We start from the raw sequence: 16,748 nt of genomic DNA, 5'->3' as shown, positions 1-16,748 counted from the left end.
CTACAGCAGCCGGCCCTGATCAATGAGCGAAGGAATGAACGCGCCATGTCAGATCTGCATCAGATTCAGGTTTTAAAGGGAAATGACATCAATCGCGGAATACGGATGTCCTATCAGCCCAGTCGGCAGCAATACTCACAGTCACCCAATGTCGGGCGGTGGCTGCGAATGGACATCGAGATGGATTTTGACGAATATGTGCTTGCCTGTGTCTTTTCGCAGGCGCTTGAGGAGATCGAGGCTGGCCAGGCGTCGGCGACCGAGGCAACCGGCCTTTCTCCTGCCGAGCTGCGGGACATCCTGGGGCGGAATTTCCCCGCCGGACTGGTCGAGGCGTTCTCCCCTGAGGCGGCGAGCGATCCAGAGCTCGGTACGGAGGAAGAGCTTCTGCGCGGCCTGCTACTGGCGCATGCCCGGCCAAACGACCCGGCCAGCGCCCGCTTTGCCAAAATCATTGCCCGACGCGCCCTGCGCGACGACCATCTTTGGCAGAACCTTGGCCTCCTTGACCGAGCCGACCTCGGCCGCTTGTTCGCCACGCATTTTCCGATGCTGGCGGCCGGAAACGCGAACAACATGAGATGGAAGAAGTACCTCTACCGCAAGCTCTGCGAGGCTGAAGGCTTTTCGTTGTGCGCCTCTCCCAGTTGTCAGGAATGCAGCGAGATCGAAGCGTGCTTCGGCCCCGAGAAAGGCGAAAGCCGTTGTTGAACCGCTTTCGCCAGAGGTGCGGGACCATCAGGCCTGACGTCATCATTACAAGCCTGCACGCATCTCGCGGCGACGTTGCACGGAGGAGGGGATGTTCATTACTTCGCGATATTTTGCGACGGTACGTCGCGCAATATCGATTCCGCTTGCCCTAAGTTGGGCGACCATGCTGTCATCGGAAAGCACATTGTCTTCCGTTTCCGCGGCGATCATCGCCTTGATGCGATGGCGGATAGCTTCGGCTGAGTGTGCCTCGCCGCCTTCAGAGGAGGCAATCGCGACCGTGAAAAAATACTTCAGTTCGAACACGCCGCGTGGGGTGAGGATGTATTTATTCGAGGTCACTCGGCTTACGGTCGACTCATGCATCTCGATCGCGTCAGCGACAGTCTTGAGATTGAGCGGCCGAAGATGCGCGATGCCGTGTTCCAGAAAGACATCCTGCTGACGGACGATTTCGGTCGCTACCTTAAGGATCGTCTTGGCGCGCTGATCGAGACTGCGAACCAACCAGTTCGCGTTTTGGAAGCATTCATTGAGGAATGCCTGATCTTGCGGATCATGCGCGGTCAGACGAGAGACCTCGGCAAAATAGGTTTGATTGATGAGCACTTTGGGCAGCATGTCGGGATTGAGCTCGATTTGCCACCCGCCTCCGGTGGAAGGCATGACCCTGACGTCGGGGATGATGGCTTCCGGTCTTCCGGACTGGAAGCGATTTCCAGGCCTGGGATCCAGTGTTCGGATTTCATGCAACATGTCGAGAAGGTCTTCTTCGTCGACGCCGCAGCGCCGTTTCAATGCGCGAAAGTCGCGTTGCGCGACCAGCTCAAGATTGGCAACCAGCGCTTCCATAGCGGGGTCGAACCGATCTCGCTGGCGCAACTGTATCTCGAGGCATTCGCTAAGAGTTCGTGCAAAAATTCCAGGTGGATCGAAAAGCTGCAAGGTTGCGAGAACCCGTTCGAGCTCATCTTCGCGGGCATCGAGACTCGCCGCCAGCTCCGAAAGGTTCACCTGAAGATATCCGGTGTCTTCCAGATGATTGGCGAGCGCGCCGGCAATCAGCCGATCTCGAGAGGTAAATGCAGTCAAGGCGATCTGCCGAGCGACATCGTCGTGCAATGTTTCGGTCGAGGCAGCAAACTCCTCGAAGGCCGGGCGCTGCTCTGACGAAGCATTGGTTGTATTTCGAATTGATTTCCATTCCCCGAGCGGCTCGGGGGCGTCGCGCCGTGTCGGCGCATCAACCTTGCTGTCCTGTGCGCCGATGTCCGGGCTGCTTTCCGAAGTCGACACGACATCGTCAGAAGCCATGCCGTCGCTTGATGCCAGCTCCAGAAAGGGGTTTTTCTCTATTTCCTGCTCGACGAACTGACGCAGTTCGCCGTGCGCCAGTTGCAGCAAGCGTATGGATTGGATGAGCTGGGGCGTGATAACCAGCGATTGCCTTTGGCGCTGGAGAAGGTTTGCTAAATACTGCATCCTAAGAGGGAAGCTCCCATCGATCTTTGTACTTAGTCGCGCGATTTATGAGACCTTGATTCCTGTGGGATCACGCTGCGGCCGAGGCCTTGAGCGTTTTCAGTACGTTTTGGGGCGACGAGACGCCGTAAGGATCGGTTTGGCAGTTGTCGGAGAAGCCTTCTTCCTCGAACCACTGCTCCACCTCGCCGTTATCGATCACCGCGGCGTAGCGCCAGGAGCGCATTCCAAAACCGAGATTGTGCTTGGCGACGAGCATGCCCATCTTACGGGTGAATTCGCCCGAGCCGTCAGGGATGAGCTTGACGTTCTGAAGCCCTACGGATTTGCCCCAAGCGTTCATGACGAATGCATCGTTTACGGAGAGACAGTAAATCTCATCGATGCCCTGCTTCCGGAACTCCCCATGAAGGCTCTCGAACTCCGGTAGCTGCTGGTTGGTGCAGGTGGGGGTGAAGGCGCCTGGCAACGAAAACAAGACGACGCGCTTGCCACTGAAATAGTCGTCGGACGTGTTGTCTTTCCAATAATACGGATTTGGCCCTGGCAGGGACGCGTCGCGAACACGCGTGCGGAACGTGACGAAGGGAACAGTCTTCTTCATGGTCATTCATATTGCTCCTTCACAAGAAAAGCTGACGCATTGTTTCGCGTTTGCGGCCGCCGTATCCGATTTTGGCATGCATGCTGGTCAGGCAAGCGCCATGCCATTTGCCTTCAAGGCAGAGAATCACGCTGCTTTCGCACTGAGCTTTGGCTTGAGGATGAGGACGGGACGCGTAGCGAGCAAAGGCGCTGAACCAAATATCTCGGCCTTAAATAACGCCCGCCGCGGTGACTTTGGTTGGTTGCTCGTTACCAGACGCGTCTGATATTCAAAAAAGGCGGAAACGTTCCGGATAGTCTATCGGTCGTATCAACGCGCACCACCGACAGGGACCGCAGCGCCCGCCGTGCGTGCGCGTGTAGGCACGGCGATCTGCCGGACACCTTTTCTCGCAGCACCCACCGGCGCGCCGCTGTTATGGCTCCCGACCATATCCAGATTGGGATCTGCACACCCTACAGTTCTTCGGCAAGCCATCCGTGTTCGCTAGCGGTGAGATTCAGGTTCGGGACGGATCATGGTGATCGAATATTTCGGTCCTCCCCATGTGTCCATGCGCAAACCATTTTGTGTTCGAAGCGAGACAAGAATGTCGGAAGATCGACCTAGGGTCTCAGGCCCGGGCCGCAAGTCCTGCGGTGCGCCCATCCGGCAGTCAACTTGCTTTGACGGCTTTTCCGGCACACGGCACTGCCAGATTTCCGAAGGAGCATGACCATGGATCAAACTGTTTTCGTTCCCAAGAGCATCGGGCGATTGAGGATCCGACGAGAACGCTTCGAGTATCTGATTTCCTCCCCGGACCTGACGTATCTGATGGACGCGCATGATGGGCTTTCCTGTTGCGGTTGCATGCAGGCGAGCTTCAAGGCCATTTGGGCGTCCGACCTGTCCATTTCGGAGACCCTCGGCTACCGCGAAGTCAATGAGACACGTTGGACAAATTGATTGAGGTGGAGGAACGAATGACGGACGCCAGCGGATTGCTGATCCTAGCTGATGGTGACTCCGGCTTCGCGGAACATCAATAATGCGCAGTTGATGGCAGCAAAGCTCTTGCAACATGGAGCCTCTGGTGTGGGTATTGACGATAAGGGCTTCCCGAAATGAATTCCTCTGTCGGCGATCGTCTTCGCTGGACGATATCGAGAAGTTCTCCGGCCGCCTGAAGGCGATTAAGGACGCCACAGGAAGCGACCTTGTGCTTTTCGCCAGCGCCGGGGCGTTGATCGCCGATTACGGGCTCGAGACGGCTCTGTTGCGCGTCGAAAGCCTGTAACGCGGCGGCGCGGGTCACGCGCCGCTTCCCCGGTGCCAAATTGGCCTTGAACACAGCAAGGGGCGGTGGTTCACCAGGAATCCGAAGAGAAAGTTCCGTGCAACCCCCTGGTGTTCGAATGTTGGCATTGCTACAATCTCACTCATACAAAATGGGTGACGCTGCACTGACGTGAAACCGCAAAACTCTCACACTCCGATCCCAGCGAAGATTCGCCGCAATGCGATCGAACTCGATCCGACACTACGTCCATATCTCGCCGCTGCGATTGTTCGATTCACTGCGTTGCATGCAGGTATAGAAATCGAAGTATCTCAAACGGTCAGCCTGTTGGACGATGGCATAGCCTCGGTCGATCTGTTGGTCCAAGAGTTCCGCCACTGTCTGTATCGGGAGAAAATTTATGCCGAGACGCTTCCGCTCAGGCGTGCGCTGGTCGACGGTGTCCTCGGGCGATGACCGTATTCCCCCTTAAGTTCAAACCGTTCGGCTCCGGCTATTTCTTTGCCGATGACGCGGGCGGCTACTTCAAAGCTGACGCCCAGTTTCTCGATCGCTATGCGACCGGAAGGCTGACGGCAATGGATAAGGGTTTTCTTGAAGCGAATGGTCATGCGTTCAATGAGATCGACGACCCGGCCTATTTGGGATTTGCTTATCGATGGGCTCGACGATTACATCGTCCTCACGCGCTGAATTATGTCATTCTCGTTCCGACCCTACGCTGCAATTTGGCATGTGCATATTGCCAGGTGTCTCGCGTGAACGAGAGCACTCCGGGCTTTGATTGGACGGATGAGACGCTTGGACGCGTTATCCGATTTCTCGATGGCATGGATTCCGCGAGCGCCAAAATCGAATTCCAGGGTGGCGAGCCGCTGCTGCGGTTGGACTTATTGGAAAAGGTTCGAGATTTCGCTCGTCGCAAGTTCCAAGAAGTTTCCTTCACGGTATGCACCAATTTGCAGTCCGTGTCGGAAGAAGCTTGGGATTTTCTGGACGCCCCGGACGTCTTCGTAAGCACGTCGCTCGACGGCAACCTCTCGACGCATGAGCGGCAACGAACCGCAAATTCCAACGACACGCAGCAATTTGTATCGAACCTCAGCTATGCCATCGAGCGCTTGGGCCAGGGAAAGGTCTCGGCGCTCCCGACGCTAGACATCAACAAGTTGCCGGTTGCTTCCGAGATAATCGATACGTTCGGTCGATTCGGTTTTCGCTCCATTTTCCTTCGACCCGTAAATCACCAAGGCTTTGCTCGAAAACGATTTCAGACCTCCGGTCTCGAAGACAAATGGAATGCCTACCATGCCGATTTTATCGACGCGCTGATCGAGCACAATTGGACCGCCGCTCAGCCGGTCGAAGAGTTCTACTTCACTCACTGCTTGCGCCGTGTTCTGCGTGGTGGCCACAACCAGCACGTTGACCTACGCAATCCGAATATTCTCGGCCGAGACTACATCGTTATCGACTACGACGGTACTTTCTATCCGACGGATGAAGCCAGGATGGTCACGAGGATAGGACAGATCGATCTCAGCGTCGGCAATCTTTGGGATGGCATCGATCAGCCCAAATTAGATATGCTGAACGAAGAATCCTCCAATTCATTCCATCCCGATTGCCTTCACTGTCCGTACCAAGCCGCCTGCGGTGTGGACGTTGTTGACGACCTGTCCCGTTACGGGCGCATCGATTTGCCGAAACGCGACACAGCTTTCTGTCGCCGTCACACTGCAATCTTCGACAAGATTTTCGAGCTGCTCTATTCGGATGACAAGAAAGTCCAAAAGAGCCTCGCGGTTTGGGCTGGAATTCCGCAGTTCGATCCGTCACTGGCTCCGGTATACACATGATCGATTTGCGGCTCAAGATCGATGACGTTCCAATCGATCATCCAAGCATCGTACGCTTGCGCACGGACGCGGTGGATAGTGAGCATGATGCCCTCCTGATCGACAGGGATCAGGAAAGTCAAACCTTCGATCTCGCAGGCTACTCGCTTCGCGTCCACTGCGGTCCCGAAACCGATCTTGACGGTGACGTTCTGCTTCTAGTTCCTGGGCGAACGTCAGCGCATCGATTGGTGCGATCACGGTCGAGGCACAACACCTTCCTGGTCACCGAGCAATGTGACCAGCTCTGCGTCATGTGCTCGCAGCCTCCAAAGAAATATCACGCCGACCTCTTCGACCAGTTCACGGTTGCTGCCACCTTAGCCCCGGAAAGCGCCCGGATCACGATATCTGGCGGCGAGCCACTCTTACACAAACGAAGACTGTTTCAATTTCTCGTCGCCGCAGCGAATGCCCGGCCGGATATCTCATTTCATGTTCTGACCAACGGCCAGTTTTTCGAAGCAGACGACGGCGCGATGATAGATGAGATCGGACGAGATCGCGTGCTGTGGGGCATTCCGCTGTACGCCCCTTACGCCGAACTTCACGACAGCATCGTTGGAAAGTCCGGCGCCTTTGAAATGCTGTCGCTGAACTTGGCGACGCTGATGAGGGTGGGGGCGGCGGTCGAACTTCGCACAGTTGTCCTTCAGCAGAACTGGTCCGCGTTGCCTGAGCTTGCGAACTATGTCTCGACCAGGCTGCCGTTCATCGATGTTTGGGCAATCATGCAGCTGGAGAATATCGGTTACGCCAGAATGAACTGGGCCCATTCGTTCAAGGATACGTCGCTGGACTTCGGCCAACTGCGCAGTGCCATCAATCTTGCGATTGGACGCGGTATCCAAACTCTTCTTTATAATTTCCCTCTTTGCACGGTTCCTTCCCAGTACCGGCACCTGGCACCAGGCACGATTTCAGACTGGAAGAACAAATTCCTGGAAGGATGCGGCGATTGTGCGCTTCGCTCTACTTGTGGTGGATTTTTTGAATGGTATAAAGCCGATCAGGGGTTTGGGGGACTCTCACCACAATGAAGAAGCGCAAGATCTACCTGGTGCCGTCGTTGATCGCGGCGGGTTTCATGCCATCGAAAAGTGATGCGGCGCCGATCACCGGCCTTACCGAAAAGAAGCCGGCAACCACCCTGTTCGAACGGCTGCGGGTCAAGCAGGTCTACACCCTTGCGGGCCATAGCTCGCATTCGAGCCACGCAAGTCATGCCAGTCACGCTAGCCACGCATCTTCAGCTGGAGGCGGCTACATCCCACGGGGCGACTATGACACCGCTTATCCATCGCCCGACCCGACACCGCGCTATTCGCCCAACCCAGGGCCGGTCATCAGAAGTCTCCCGACCATTCCCAATACACCGGCGACGACTTCAACTGGCACCTATTCGACGCAGTCCTCCTCGACGAGCGCGCAGCCAGTGCCGCTGAAGTCGCTGCCAGGCAACTCGGACAAATTTCGCCGTATCGTCATACAGGTCCAGACGGCGCTGATTGCCTTTGGTTATTTCGGCGGCCCGATAACAGGGCAGGTCGATGCCGCAACGAGGGGCGGGCTTAGCAAAATGCAGGATGCCTATGGTCTCAAGGTGACCGGAACGATCACGCCTCAGGTCTTAACAGCCTTTGGAATATCAACGAACTGACCCGATGGGATCGGGGAGGGAGCGATGCGCTCGTCTGTCTTCATTTCTGCCCTCATTTCATTGGCAGCGCTGATCGCCAGCCCCGGTCAAGCGGCTATCAGGTTTGCCCATGTGAAAGCAGCAAACAACGACATCTTGCTGCTTCAAGGAACGTTCGAGCCCAGCGATCTTCCCGACAAGCTCGAAGCCGAAATAAAGAGCAGCGTTCCGAAATTCATCGCATTCAATTCGCCCGGAGGTGATGCAGATGCAGCGATCGGGTATGGACGAGCCATTCGTCGACTGAAACTTGCGACATTGCAGGTCTCGGGCTCAAAATGCGAAGGTTCATGTTTATTCGCTTTTGTCGGTGGGACACAGCGCTTTGCGGAAGACGCCTCGGTAGTTGTTGATCGCACGCTTCTCTCGTCGGGAATCTCCGGGCAGCAAACCGGCACCGATAAATACAAAGCCTACTTCGCAGAGATGGGTCTCGATCCCACCTTCCTTACATTCGTCACCGGCCTTGCTGACGGCGATCGACGGGTGCTGTCGCTCATCGATATGGCTGGCTTCGGTCTCGTGACCGGGCAGCCCACGCCTTATGTCGCGCCGACGGCGGAAGAGACGGCCGTATCGGACGAGGTTCCCTCGGCAGCATTGAACGAGGCTGCGCTTCAGTTCTTTCAGGAAATGCAGCGAACTTGGACCACGAACGAAGGAATGTCGTTCCTTGCGAACAACTACGGGGATTCGGTTCTCTATTATGGCTCCCAGCGCTTAAAGGCAGATGTCCTGCAGGAGAAGCAGCAGTTCGCGATCCGCTGGCCCGTGCGTATCTATGCCGTTCGATCCGGTACAGCGCATGCAGCGTGTTTTGACGTCTGCACCATCTTCGCGGTGGTCGACTGGTACGCCTATAGCCCCGCACGCAAAAAATCGTCCTCTGGCGTGGTGAACGCGGTAATGACATGGGACCCCACGACCCACAAAATTCTGGCCGAGAACGGCAAGATTACGACCAATGACAAATCAGTAGCTGGACCGGATCGGATTATTCGTCGGTGGGTGACCGAGAGTTTTGCATGCTCGCTGTCGTACGCGCAGGACGCCTGCAATTCACAGGCTGTGCTTCTTACAGAACTGAGCAATAGCGGCTGGTGCCGAAAACTCGATGCGACCTGGGGCCCATGTACCCTTCAATGAGTTATCGACCACCTTGCCGAGGCGTGCGCGTGAACGTATTTTGCCCCTTGGGTGCGGTGGGTTGAGGCGAGACCGGACGTTGACCGAGCAATTCCTTTGGCACCCATCCCACCGCTGACGCACCACCAGAGACATGGACCCATCCACCTTCCGTCTCAAGTAAGGCCAGCAATGCGTTCTGCCCGACTGCTGCGACCGGGATGTAATTTGCGCCGGGTCCATCCCTCAGCTGAAAGGATTGCCTGAGGTAGGCGAACTTCAGCTCCGGTGGGGCGATATAAGGCGTGCCGGGAGGCTCGGATGCAGCAGCTACCGGAGAGGCGTCGGATGCGGTTGCCGCCGCCGCAAGTGTTTCGAAGGAAGCGGGATCGGGCGTTGGCTCCTGATCAGCTTGAATGAGATCAGCTGTCGAAGTTTTCTGGTTGCCTGCGGGTTCCGGAACCTCCACGTTCTGCGCCTGGCTGGGGTGTACGAGCGGACTTGTAGCCGAGGCGGAGGCGGCGGACGGCAACAGCGTGGACGGGGACGATGCGACCTGCTCTGAACCGGTGGCAGAGCCGGCGGACTTCACCTGCGTGGACGATGACGACGCGACTTGCCCCGAACCGGTGGCGGCAGCAGCTTGCGTTGTGACGGGCCTGGTCGATCGTCCGGCGTTTTGGAACGCGGCGATCGCAATAGGAAGTGCAAAGATGCCGCCAATGATGAACGCTATGGCAGGCACAAGGCTCTTTGGTTCCTGTTCGGTCGGCAGAGGCGAACTTGGTGTCACTGCTGGTGACGCTGACGTCGCGGTCGCTGCGATAGCTCTCGGTGTTTGTGAGGCCTCGGTCTTTGCCCTCGCCAAAGCTTGGCAACCAGCGACAAAGCCAGCAAGTTTTCCTGCTTGTGAAAACTCCAGCACCTCATTGAGGCCGCTGTCGCTTTGCAGATGAAGGGTGTCATAGAGACAAACATGCAGTTGTCGGTTGTTGCGAAAACGCCGATCAGGCCCGCCATTCTTATTCGGGTGCTGCCATGTACGGTCGACGACCTTCGCGTCACGAGGGGGACGCCCATCTTCGATGAATCGTGACTCTTGCCAATGAACGCGGAGATCGGAATACGACACCGCCCCGAAGCGCGAATTGTGGGCGACCAAAATAACGTCGGGCATGAAATAGATGATCTGCTTGCCAGCATGTATCGAGGGTGGCGTGATGTTGCTCTTGATGACCTTCGGCAGAGCGTAGGCGACCTTTGTGGCGGTTCGCTTGACGAGGTAGGAGGCGCCTGCATTTCTTTTCCAGGTCGTCAGATCGCTGATCGGACTGCCAGCCTCGATATGCCATTTCCCGGCGCAGGAGCTTAAGCCATCGAAAGCCGCGATCATCTCCCTGTAGGCTTGTTCGATCGGGCCATCGATATCGTAAAAGAGTACTGCCGACCGACGGTAGGAGTCGAGCCACGACCCGATCGCCCAGGCGGGAAGGGCGGCGATCAGCACCCAAATCCCCACCGGTGCTGCTTTCATCAGCAGAAAAACACCGAGGAGAGCCGCGAGCAATCCAAAAAGAGCCGACAGCCGCCATTGATTGGCCTTCGCGTTGATTTCGTCCAGCAACTCGCCGAAGTTCTCGTCACGCATCAACAAGACGTCGCCGGACTCGATCTCGATCATGTTGACGCCAGGTTCTTCGAAAGTGACCTGGGCCGGAAGTGGCCCGTTATTCGCCCGATGTCGACCTTTGCCAGCACTGCGAAGTGACGCTCGATAATACAGCCCGCCTCGTCCGACATGGATATAGTGGCCTCGAGGTCCGGCACCGATCCGCAAGCCCTTTACGCCGACCGAGACGCCGACACCGCCTTTGGAAAAATTAAACCGGAATGGTCCCGCCTTTACCGACTTGCGAATGTAGAATGGCACCCGACGCCCCCGTTCCCTTGCAACGGATGGATGCTACAGGAGTTTTTCGCTGCAACGAATGGCTTTGTGATCGACGATCTCGATTTTCAGGCGGAGCGCTTCCTGCAGATCGGCCTAAAGCTTGGCGCCAAACACGTCGAAGCGGCATGGCGAGAATTAAATTCGACGGTCGATCGGGAGCGCGAGCACCGAGGATCCCGACGAGCCAGGCACATGGTGCGCCAGCATATACGCAAGGATTCGCCTCTGCATGCGGACGAACACTTGAGCTACGACGACCTAGAAGTCTGCAGGAACGGCGCCTGCTCAACGGCAACGAGGAATACCAGACCGAGGGCGGTGTCAACACGAACCATGTCGAAAGCTTCTTCAGCCGCATCCAAGGGGCCTATTTCGGCATCCACCATCGTTTCTCGGTGCGCTACTTCGACTGGTACGCGGCCGAGAACGCCTGGTGTGAGGACAACCGTCGCGTCGACAAAGGCCTGCAGCTATGGGTATGCCCCATAAGGCGCTGTCGAGGCCGACTTCGGGGAACTATGCGGCTACTGGCAGGGCAATCATCCGCCCGACCTAGTCTGGGAGAATGCCGAAGTCCGGACAGCTAGGCCGCGAGCTCAAAGAGATGTCGCTGCCCGTCGACCTTGCTCACGCGGCGGACACGGTCAGCCTTGGCGAGCCGATCTAGCATCTGCAATAAGCGGTTGCCGATAAGACCGAGCTATGGCGTATTCGCCAAGGCCTTTCTCGCGGGCAAAGGCTGTAGCAAAATCTGCCGCTGTGATTGGTCGTCCGGCTTGGCGGAGCATACGGAACACGAAACCGCGGCGCTCGAAGTTCTTGCTGTTGACAGCCTCCGGCGAGTAATCCGGCTCGTAGGATCGGACGACGATCTCGAACGCAGCCTGCTGCTGCTCAAGAATCGCAATCTGCTTTCGCAGATCTTCGATAGGAACGCCGATTTCGGCCCGCTTTCTTTTCAGTTCGTCTGTGACAACTGCCATGCTCAACTGCTCCACGGGATCGTACCGTTTCTATTCCTTCAGTGGGATGGAGTCTGGTGGGTCCTGCTACCTAATTCCGAAAAACTGCGCCGCAACGTCAACAAAGATCATTGTGACCGGCTGGAGCGCGCTTGCCTTTGAAGCTCGTCGGCTAGGTCAGTTTCTGGTAGCTGCGGCTCGTCTTGCCGGTCCAGCATACTATCTGGTTGCCTGAGGAACTGTTCCGTCCTTCTCAGAAGCTCACGAGAACTCACAACGGCGTCCTGTCCAAGCAAGAAGTCTTGAAGGTATTCTTCACCGACTATTGCGGCAAGCCTGACGAAATCCACCATGTTGGTGCTCCTGCGTCAGCGGGCACGTATGATCTCTCTGTCGTCAGCGCTGACGGGTTCCTAGAATTGCTACCGATATCTCGGGAATGGAGCGGCTTTAGGGATGCGTGGGCATCTGCGGACAAGATTGCGACCTTGACGGAACTCCGGATAGGAATATTGCCTCAGCAATGCGCAGATCGTCCTCATTGTCGATCTCACACCACCTGACGTCATCACATCTGGCAGCGGCGATCTGCAGATCCTTGTTCCGTATCAGATCAGACAACAGCTCTTCAGTGTAGGACTTTACGGCGCCGCCGGCGATGAGGTCGTCGAGATAAGGGACGATCGTCTCGCGCAGATCGTTGCAAGAAAAGCGGATCAGATTCATCGTCTTGAATAGCGCCGGCGAGCCGTCGCTCAAATTGGCGCCCGTTTGTTTCATCCGCACCTCGGTGATATAGCCGTTTTCGGCCAGGACGACAGCGGAGCCTTCCATCGACCAGCCGAAAGGTGCGACCGCAGCAACGTTTTCGGCTTCTCCCATTTCGATATAGCGGAGGGCTTCCAACTCGAAAAAGACATCCCCTTCCAGGAGATAGATGTCCCCGGCCAGCAGTCTCTCGCGTGCCAACCAGAGGGAATACGCAGTGCCCGTCTTGTCGAAGACCGAGGACTCGACGTAGTTAATTTCAAGATTGCCGAAGCGATTGTCGCAGGAGCACTGGATCGCATCCATGCGGTAGCCAACGACGATGGTGACTTCCTGTACGCCCGCCGCTTCCAGGTTGCGAAGCGCATTGTGAATAATGGGCGTACCGTTGACTTTGACGAGTGGCTTCGGCGTCAGTTCTGTCAAGGGTCGCAGGCGAGATCCACGACCTGCGGCAAGTATGACTGCGTTCTTGGGAGCACTTTTCATCGTCGTAGTTCCCTTCCGTCTGCCTGTACCATGATCTCGTCATTGCCAGGCGCTCAGAACCGTAAAGAGCCGGGTGAGGCCTGTCTCCAGTTTATCAGTCGATACCCCATAGGAGAGGCGAAGCCTGGCTGGCTACCGAATCCAGTGCTGGAAACCCCAGGCTATAGATGCTTCGGCAGATAGCGTTCTTCGGCCGATACCAGTTCCTCATAGCCCATGAGGTCAAAGACCTCCTCGAGTGTGGCGACTTCCGGCTCAATTCCGGCAACGCTCTCTTCGGTGGCGATACGGCCGCACACCGCGCGCATCCCTGCAACTGCAGCCCGCATTGCATGGTTTGCCCATATCACCGTCGAGATGCCCGCATCCCGATATGCCGAGGCTGGAGTACGGTAGTACTTCGTCGGCACGATCACGATCGGAAGCTTCTGCCACTGTTTCGCAAAAGCGAAAATCTCGTTCGCATGGCTTTTGCGCGAATGGATCAGGATCGCGTCGGCGCCGGCTTCGGCATAGGCCTCCGCGCGCCTCAACGCCTCACCTAGACCGTAGCCGGCGATTAGCGCTTCGATGCGAGCGACGAGCACGAGGTCGTTCCCGGTGGTGTCCTTGACTGCTCTAAGGCGGCCGCAAAACTCATCGATATCTACGAGCGGGTGACGGTCTCCAACGAAACTGTTTCTCTTCGGGAAAAGCTTGTCTTCAAGGCAGACGCCGGCGGCGCCGTGCTGCAAGAGCTTTATCGCCAATAGACGGGCGTTGTTGAAATTGCCGAATCCAGACTCGCCGTCAACCAGGATCGGCAGTCCACTGGCGTCGGCCATCCGCTCCACCACGTCGACAACCTCGGTCCAACTCGCCTCGTTGGCATCGCGATAGCCTAATGCCGAAGAGATCGAAAATCCGGATGCCCAAAGTCCCTTAAAGCCAGCCTGCTTGACGATCGCCGCAGAAAGTCCGTCATGAGCTTCCATAAGGAACGACAGCTTGGCGGAGCAAACGAGATCACGGAGCATCGTCGTTGGGTTCTCGATCGGACCGATCGGCCCAGCTATTAGAGCTGCCTGATTCATGTCACTCCTCCTTCATGAAGCTAGAGCTAAAGCTGAACGCTTCTTTGAAGAAAGGCAATGGATGATTGAATTATATTTTTCGTATATTCCGTAATAACAACATGGCAACCGGTACGTCACCGTAAAAACAAGGAACTAGAAAGATCAAATAAGGAATATATCGAGAAATATATTGATAATGATCTCGATGCGGACGATTGCTTTGAGCAGAGGGCGCACTCCTATGCAATATATGCTTGATTTAATCAAGTCAGGTGACCAGGACTGTTTGTCCTGGTCCGAATATGAGGTGCGTTGGATCGTGGACCAGGCGTTCAAGCCTAAGCTGGCTGAGTCAAATCGCCACGGAAGAACGCGAAACTTTGAAGGATGAAATCGCTATTCAAGCCCGAGATGCGATTCTGGACGCTTATACAGTGACAGAAATCGAGCGGGAGGAGCCGCCGCGGGCCACAGAGACCAACGGCTGGACGGCGCGCGAATGCATAAAGGGGGATGAGAAGCCACGCTACAAATGGCGGCACACCTGGGCGGGAGAAAAAGGTGACGATATTGTGGGCTACGACTGTGCCACATGTCTCGGGTGCGTATTCCGGCTCGACTATACCGCAGTCCGCGAAATGGTTTTGGCTTGTGGAACTGTACCGCTTGAGCGACCCGATTGCGGATGTCCATCGGCAGGATGGGAGTGGAGTGCCAGAGAGACAGCCTGTCGCGCAGAAAAATGCTATGAAGCGATCATGCGACTGAACGGAAGGACGGCAGCCTAATCATGTGCGGACGCGTATACATCCGATCGTCACTACGCGAACTACTCGCCAACTTCGCCTTCGCAGATCCCGGAGATGTTGAGCCGCTGTCTAACAGTTTCCCGCGTTACAACGGGGCCCCGCAGCAAAATTATCCAATCATCATTCGCGAGATCGTGCAGGAACCCGATGTTATGGGGCCGGTGTTTGCCACTGCCCGATGGGGCTTTATTCCAGCTTGGGCGAAGGATGACGGCACGATTCGGCCGATGATCCAGGTCCGAAGGCATATCGACCAGTGGCATGTTCAAGCAATCGTATAAATCGAAGCGCTGTCTCGTGCCGATCAACGGATTCTTCGAATGGAAGGACATCTTCGGAACCGGCAAGAACAAAAAACCCTATGCCATCGCCATGAAGTCGGGCGAGCCATTTGCCCTTGCCGGGATCTGGTCGAGCCGACGCGATCCCGACATCGGTCTTGATCGAAAGACCTTCGCCATCATCACCTGTGAGGCAAATGAGATGATGGCGGCCATTCATGACCGCATGCCGGTCATATTGCATCGGCAAGACTACGAGCGTTGGCTGTCGCCGGAGCCCGATCCCTACGACTTGATGAGACCGTTCCCGAGCGAGCTGATGACAATGTGGCCAATCGGCAAGGACGTAGGTTCGCCGAAAAACGATAGGCCCGACATCATCGATCCAATCGAGGATCCGGAGCCTCCATTGCTGTGATTGATGACGTTACCATCAAAGAACGCTCTGCAAGGGGCAGCTACAATGATTAGGGTAATGCGATTTGAATTCGGCAATGTCGTTAACCGAATTTGATGCGGTCTTTCTTAGCGGCGAAATGTGGTGATGTGGGTTGCTCTCACATGCTTTCCGTCGGTCCAATCACGGAGCCGGTTTGGATGCGCACCGTTGATAATGATCCCCGAGGCACCTCGCAACGACATGAAATGGGCCGCACAAGCATCGATTGACGTATGACCAAGCTCAGCTAGATCATGGGCATCAATCTCTTTTATGAGCGCTTCGGGATCATGAGTTGCCGCGTCGCGATAGATACCGTCCACATCGGTCAGCATTGCCAATAGAGGAGCGTTCGTTACCCAAGCAATCCATGCGGCAACAGCATCGGACGTAATGTCCCAACTCCAAATAGCCGGATCCATCGCGAAGAGCATGTGTGACGGAAGCAGAACTGGAATTTTGCCAACCTTTGCCAGGCTCCGGCATTCGCCCAACGTCGCGGATGGAACAAGATTAGGAGAGAAAGCACGATGCGCCAGCAAATATCCCGTCTGATCTTGAGCGAGAGCGCAGGCGTGAGGGGCCGCAAACGGCGCCGGAGCATATGCTGTGTCAGCAGCCTCAATGGCTTTGTCCTGAAAGCCTCTGCCAGGGACCACCAAAATTCGATCGCCACGCTGGACCAAGCGCTCGAGCTCCGCGACAGCCGCCCTACATACCGACAGATCATGCATCAGGCTTCCGCCGAATTCGACAACGATCGAAAAGTCGTGTGAGGGAAAACTTTCGGCGAACATGTTCTGAAGCTCCCCTCCCGCTGCTTAAGCCATATCGACATCTGCGGGGATTTCCGAAGACAGATTCCGACGCGCATCTGAGATTTTCTGGAAAGAGGCAGCGTTCGATTGCTTCATTTCCATGTCACTTTGCGGAACAAACCCGGTCGCGTTGATCATTATGCCGAGAAGCTTCGTCACGCTCAAAAAGTCGCTCTTCCATCATGTTCCACGCAGATTTCCACTGAACGCTGCTGGAGAAATCTCGACGTGGCGACGACCTTTCATATTTGCTAGGAAGCTCAAGCGACCATGCCTGTCCATTTAGTTGTTGACTTCCAACATCCCTGCGCTTCGTTAACTGGACATCCAGCAACAGGAACATGTGTCGGCAGCATACTTTGCGTCGCG

The 16,748-nt window shown here is 56.1% G+C and carries 17 protein-coding genes and 1 pseudogene; 11 read left to right on the top strand and 7 right to left on the bottom strand.

Translation table 11 applies throughout. The features are described 5' to 3' along the window. Window positions 1–45 precede the first annotated feature (45 nt). A complete protein-coding gene (locus tag PY649_RS26365; protein WP_285871806.1) occupies window positions 46–711 on the top strand; it encodes a nitrogen fixation protein NifQ in 666 nt (221 codons plus the stop codon). A 45-nt stretch (window positions 712–756) separates the two neighbouring features. Here PY649_RS26365 and rpoN read toward each other — a convergent pair whose 3' ends face one another. After that, window positions 757–2,196 (bottom strand): RNA polymerase factor sigma-54, encoded by a 1,440-nt coding sequence (gene rpoN, locus PY649_RS26360; RefSeq protein WP_285871805.1) that lies wholly within the window; start codon window positions 2,194–2,196, stop codon window positions 757–759. A 70-nt stretch (window positions 2,197–2,266) separates the two neighbouring features. Beyond that, complete coding sequence (locus tag PY649_RS26355) at window positions 2,267–2,806, bottom strand: peroxiredoxin (RefSeq protein ID WP_285871804.1); 540 nt, start codon at window positions 2,804–2,806, stop codon at window positions 2,267–2,269. Between PY649_RS26355 and PY649_RS26350 the strand changes: the two genes are divergently transcribed. The 8 genes from PY649_RS26350 to PY649_RS26315 all read left to right on the top strand — a co-directional run bounded on the left by PY649_RS26350 (window position 2,799) and on the right by PY649_RS26315 (window position 8,828). Continuing rightward, window positions 2,799–3,068: a hypothetical protein gene (locus PY649_RS26350; RefSeq protein WP_285871803.1), complete on the top strand. Its 270-nt coding sequence runs from the start codon at window positions 2,799–2,801 to the stop codon at window positions 3,066–3,068. The two genes, PY649_RS26355 and PY649_RS26350, sit on opposite strands and share 8 nt — an antisense overlap. 452 nt (window positions 3,069–3,520) lie before the next feature. Next, window positions 3,521–3,751 carry a hypothetical protein gene (locus PY649_RS26345; protein ID WP_285871802.1) on the top strand — a complete coding sequence of 77 codons (231 nt, stop codon included), beginning with the start codon at window positions 3,521–3,523 and terminating at the stop codon, window positions 3,749–3,751. Window positions 3,752–3,878: 127 nt separating this feature from the next. Further along, a complete protein-coding gene (locus tag PY649_RS26340) occupies window positions 3,879–4,082 on the top strand; it encodes a hypothetical protein (RefSeq protein ID WP_285871801.1) in 204 nt (67 codons plus the stop codon). Between the two features lie 171 nt (window positions 4,083–4,253). Next, window positions 4,254–4,541, top strand: a complete 288-nt coding sequence (locus tag PY649_RS26335; protein ID WP_285871800.1) for a hypothetical protein — start codon at window positions 4,254–4,256, stop codon at window positions 4,539–4,541. After that, window positions 4,538–5,944, top strand: a complete 1,407-nt coding sequence (gene hxsB, locus PY649_RS26330) for a His-Xaa-Ser system radical SAM maturase HxsB (protein ID WP_285871799.1) — start codon at window positions 4,538–4,540, stop codon at window positions 5,942–5,944. The genes PY649_RS26335 and hxsB overlap by 4 nt, the downstream gene beginning before the upstream one ends. Beyond that, entirely contained in the window at window positions 5,941–7,023 is a 1,083-nt protein-coding gene (gene hxsC, locus PY649_RS26325) for a His-Xaa-Ser system radical SAM maturase HxsC (RefSeq protein ID WP_285871798.1), read from the top strand. The genes hxsB and hxsC overlap by 4 nt, the downstream gene beginning before the upstream one ends. After that, a complete protein-coding gene (hxsA, locus tag PY649_RS26320; RefSeq protein WP_285871797.1) occupies window positions 7,020–7,643 on the top strand; it encodes a His-Xaa-Ser repeat protein HxsA in 624 nt (207 codons plus the stop codon). The genes hxsC and hxsA overlap by 4 nt, the downstream gene beginning before the upstream one ends. Before the next feature lie 24 nt (window positions 7,644–7,667). Next, window positions 7,668–8,828, top strand: a complete 1,161-nt coding sequence (locus PY649_RS26315; protein ID WP_285871796.1) for a COG3904 family protein — start codon at window positions 7,668–7,670, stop codon at window positions 8,826–8,828. A 1-nt stretch (window position 8,829) separates the two neighbouring features. Here the strand turns inward: PY649_RS26315 and PY649_RS26310 are convergent, their stop codons facing one another. Next, on the bottom strand, window positions 8,830–10,737 hold the full coding sequence (locus PY649_RS26310) for a DUF4236 domain-containing protein (protein ID WP_285871795.1): 1,908 nt from the start codon (window positions 10,735–10,737) through the stop codon (window positions 8,830–8,832). Between PY649_RS26310 and PY649_RS35195 the strand changes: the two genes are divergently transcribed. Then, the gene (locus tag PY649_RS35195) at window positions 10,698–11,345 is read left to right on the top strand and encodes a transposase (RefSeq protein WP_432761413.1); all 648 of its coding nucleotides are present in this window, start codon (window positions 10,698–10,700) and stop codon (window positions 11,343–11,345) included. The two genes, PY649_RS26310 and PY649_RS35195, sit on opposite strands and share 40 nt — an antisense overlap. Window positions 11,346–11,402: 57 nt before the next feature. On the opposite strand, the gene PY649_RS26305 is transcribed toward PY649_RS35195, so the two are convergent. The 3 genes from PY649_RS26305 to aepX all read right to left on the bottom strand — a co-directional run bounded on the left by PY649_RS26305 (window position 11,403) and on the right by aepX (window position 14,050). Next, window positions 11,403–11,756 (bottom strand): hypothetical protein, encoded by a 354-nt coding sequence (locus tag PY649_RS26305; RefSeq protein WP_285871794.1) that lies wholly within the window; start codon window positions 11,754–11,756, stop codon window positions 11,403–11,405. 414 nt (window positions 11,757–12,170) lie between these two features. Next, window positions 12,171–12,977: a phosphocholine cytidylyltransferase family protein gene (locus PY649_RS26300; RefSeq protein WP_285871793.1), complete on the bottom strand. Its 807-nt coding sequence runs from the start codon at window positions 12,975–12,977 to the stop codon at window positions 12,171–12,173. Window positions 12,978–13,138: 161 nt separating this feature from the next. Beyond that, entirely contained in the window at window positions 13,139–14,050 is a 912-nt protein-coding gene (aepX, locus tag PY649_RS26295) for a phosphoenolpyruvate mutase (protein ID WP_285871792.1), read from the bottom strand. Window positions 14,051–14,822: 772 nt separating this feature from the next. On the opposite strand from aepX, the pseudogene PY649_RS26290 reads away from it, so the two are divergent. Further along, a pseudogene (locus PY649_RS26290) lies at window positions 14,823–15,540 on the top strand (SOS response-associated peptidase). A 107-nt stretch (window positions 15,541–15,647) separates the two neighbouring features. Here the strand turns inward: PY649_RS26290 and PY649_RS26285 are convergent. After that, on the bottom strand, window positions 15,648–16,358 hold the full coding sequence (locus PY649_RS26285; protein WP_285871791.1) for an amino acid kinase family protein: 711 nt from the start codon (window positions 16,356–16,358) through the stop codon (window positions 15,648–15,650). Window positions 16,359–16,748: the final 390 nt, after the last annotated feature.

The organism is Rhizobium mayense, from assembly GCF_030272705.1.
Lineage (GTDB): Bacteria > Pseudomonadota > Alphaproteobacteria > Rhizobiales > Rhizobiaceae > Rhizobium > Rhizobium mayense.
The sequence above is the reverse complement of the archived record's forward strand: the minus strand, read 5'-3'. Positions and strand labels throughout refer to the sequence as shown.

Coding starts and splice junctions, on each gene's coding strand:
- PY649_RS26300 (WP_285871793.1), bottom strand. CDS start 12,977: ATGAAAAGTGCTCCCAAGAACGCAGTCATACTTGCCGCAGGTCGTGGA.
- PY649_RS26355 (WP_285871804.1), bottom strand. CDS start 2,806: ATGACCATGAAGAAGACTGTTCCCTTCGTCACGTTCCGCACGCGTGTT.
- PY649_RS26345 (WP_285871802.1), top strand. CDS start 3,521: ATGGATCAAACTGTTTTCGTTCCCAAGAGCATCGGGCGATTGAGGATC.
- PY649_RS35195 (WP_432761413.1), top strand. CDS start 10,698: ATGGTCCCGCCTTTACCGACTTGCGAATGTAGAATGGCACCCGACGCC.
- PY649_RS26350 (WP_285871803.1), top strand. CDS start 2,799: ATGGTCATTCATATTGCTCCTTCACAAGAAAAGCTGACGCATTGTTTC.
- hxsC (WP_285871798.1), top strand. CDS start 5,941: ATGATCGATTTGCGGCTCAAGATCGATGACGTTCCAATCGATCATCCA.
- PY649_RS26315 (WP_285871796.1), top strand. CDS start 7,668: ATGCGCTCGTCTGTCTTCATTTCTGCCCTCATTTCATTGGCAGCGCTG.
- hxsB (WP_285871799.1), top strand. CDS start 4,538: ATGACCGTATTCCCCCTTAAGTTCAAACCGTTCGGCTCCGGCTATTTC.
- aepX (WP_285871792.1), bottom strand. CDS start 14,050: ATGAATCAGGCAGCTCTAATAGCTGGGCCGATCGGTCCGATCGAGAAC.
- hxsA (WP_285871797.1), top strand. CDS start 7,020: ATGAAGAAGCGCAAGATCTACCTGGTGCCGTCGTTGATCGCGGCGGGT.
- PY649_RS26365 (WP_285871806.1), top strand. CDS start 46: ATGTCAGATCTGCATCAGATTCAGGTTTTAAAGGGAAATGACATCAAT.
- PY649_RS26285 (WP_285871791.1), bottom strand. CDS start 16,358: ATGTTCGCCGAAAGTTTTCCCTCACACGACTTTTCGATCGTTGTCGAA.
- rpoN (WP_285871805.1), bottom strand. CDS start 2,196: ATGCAGTATTTAGCAAACCTTCTCCAGCGCCAAAGGCAATCGCTGGTT.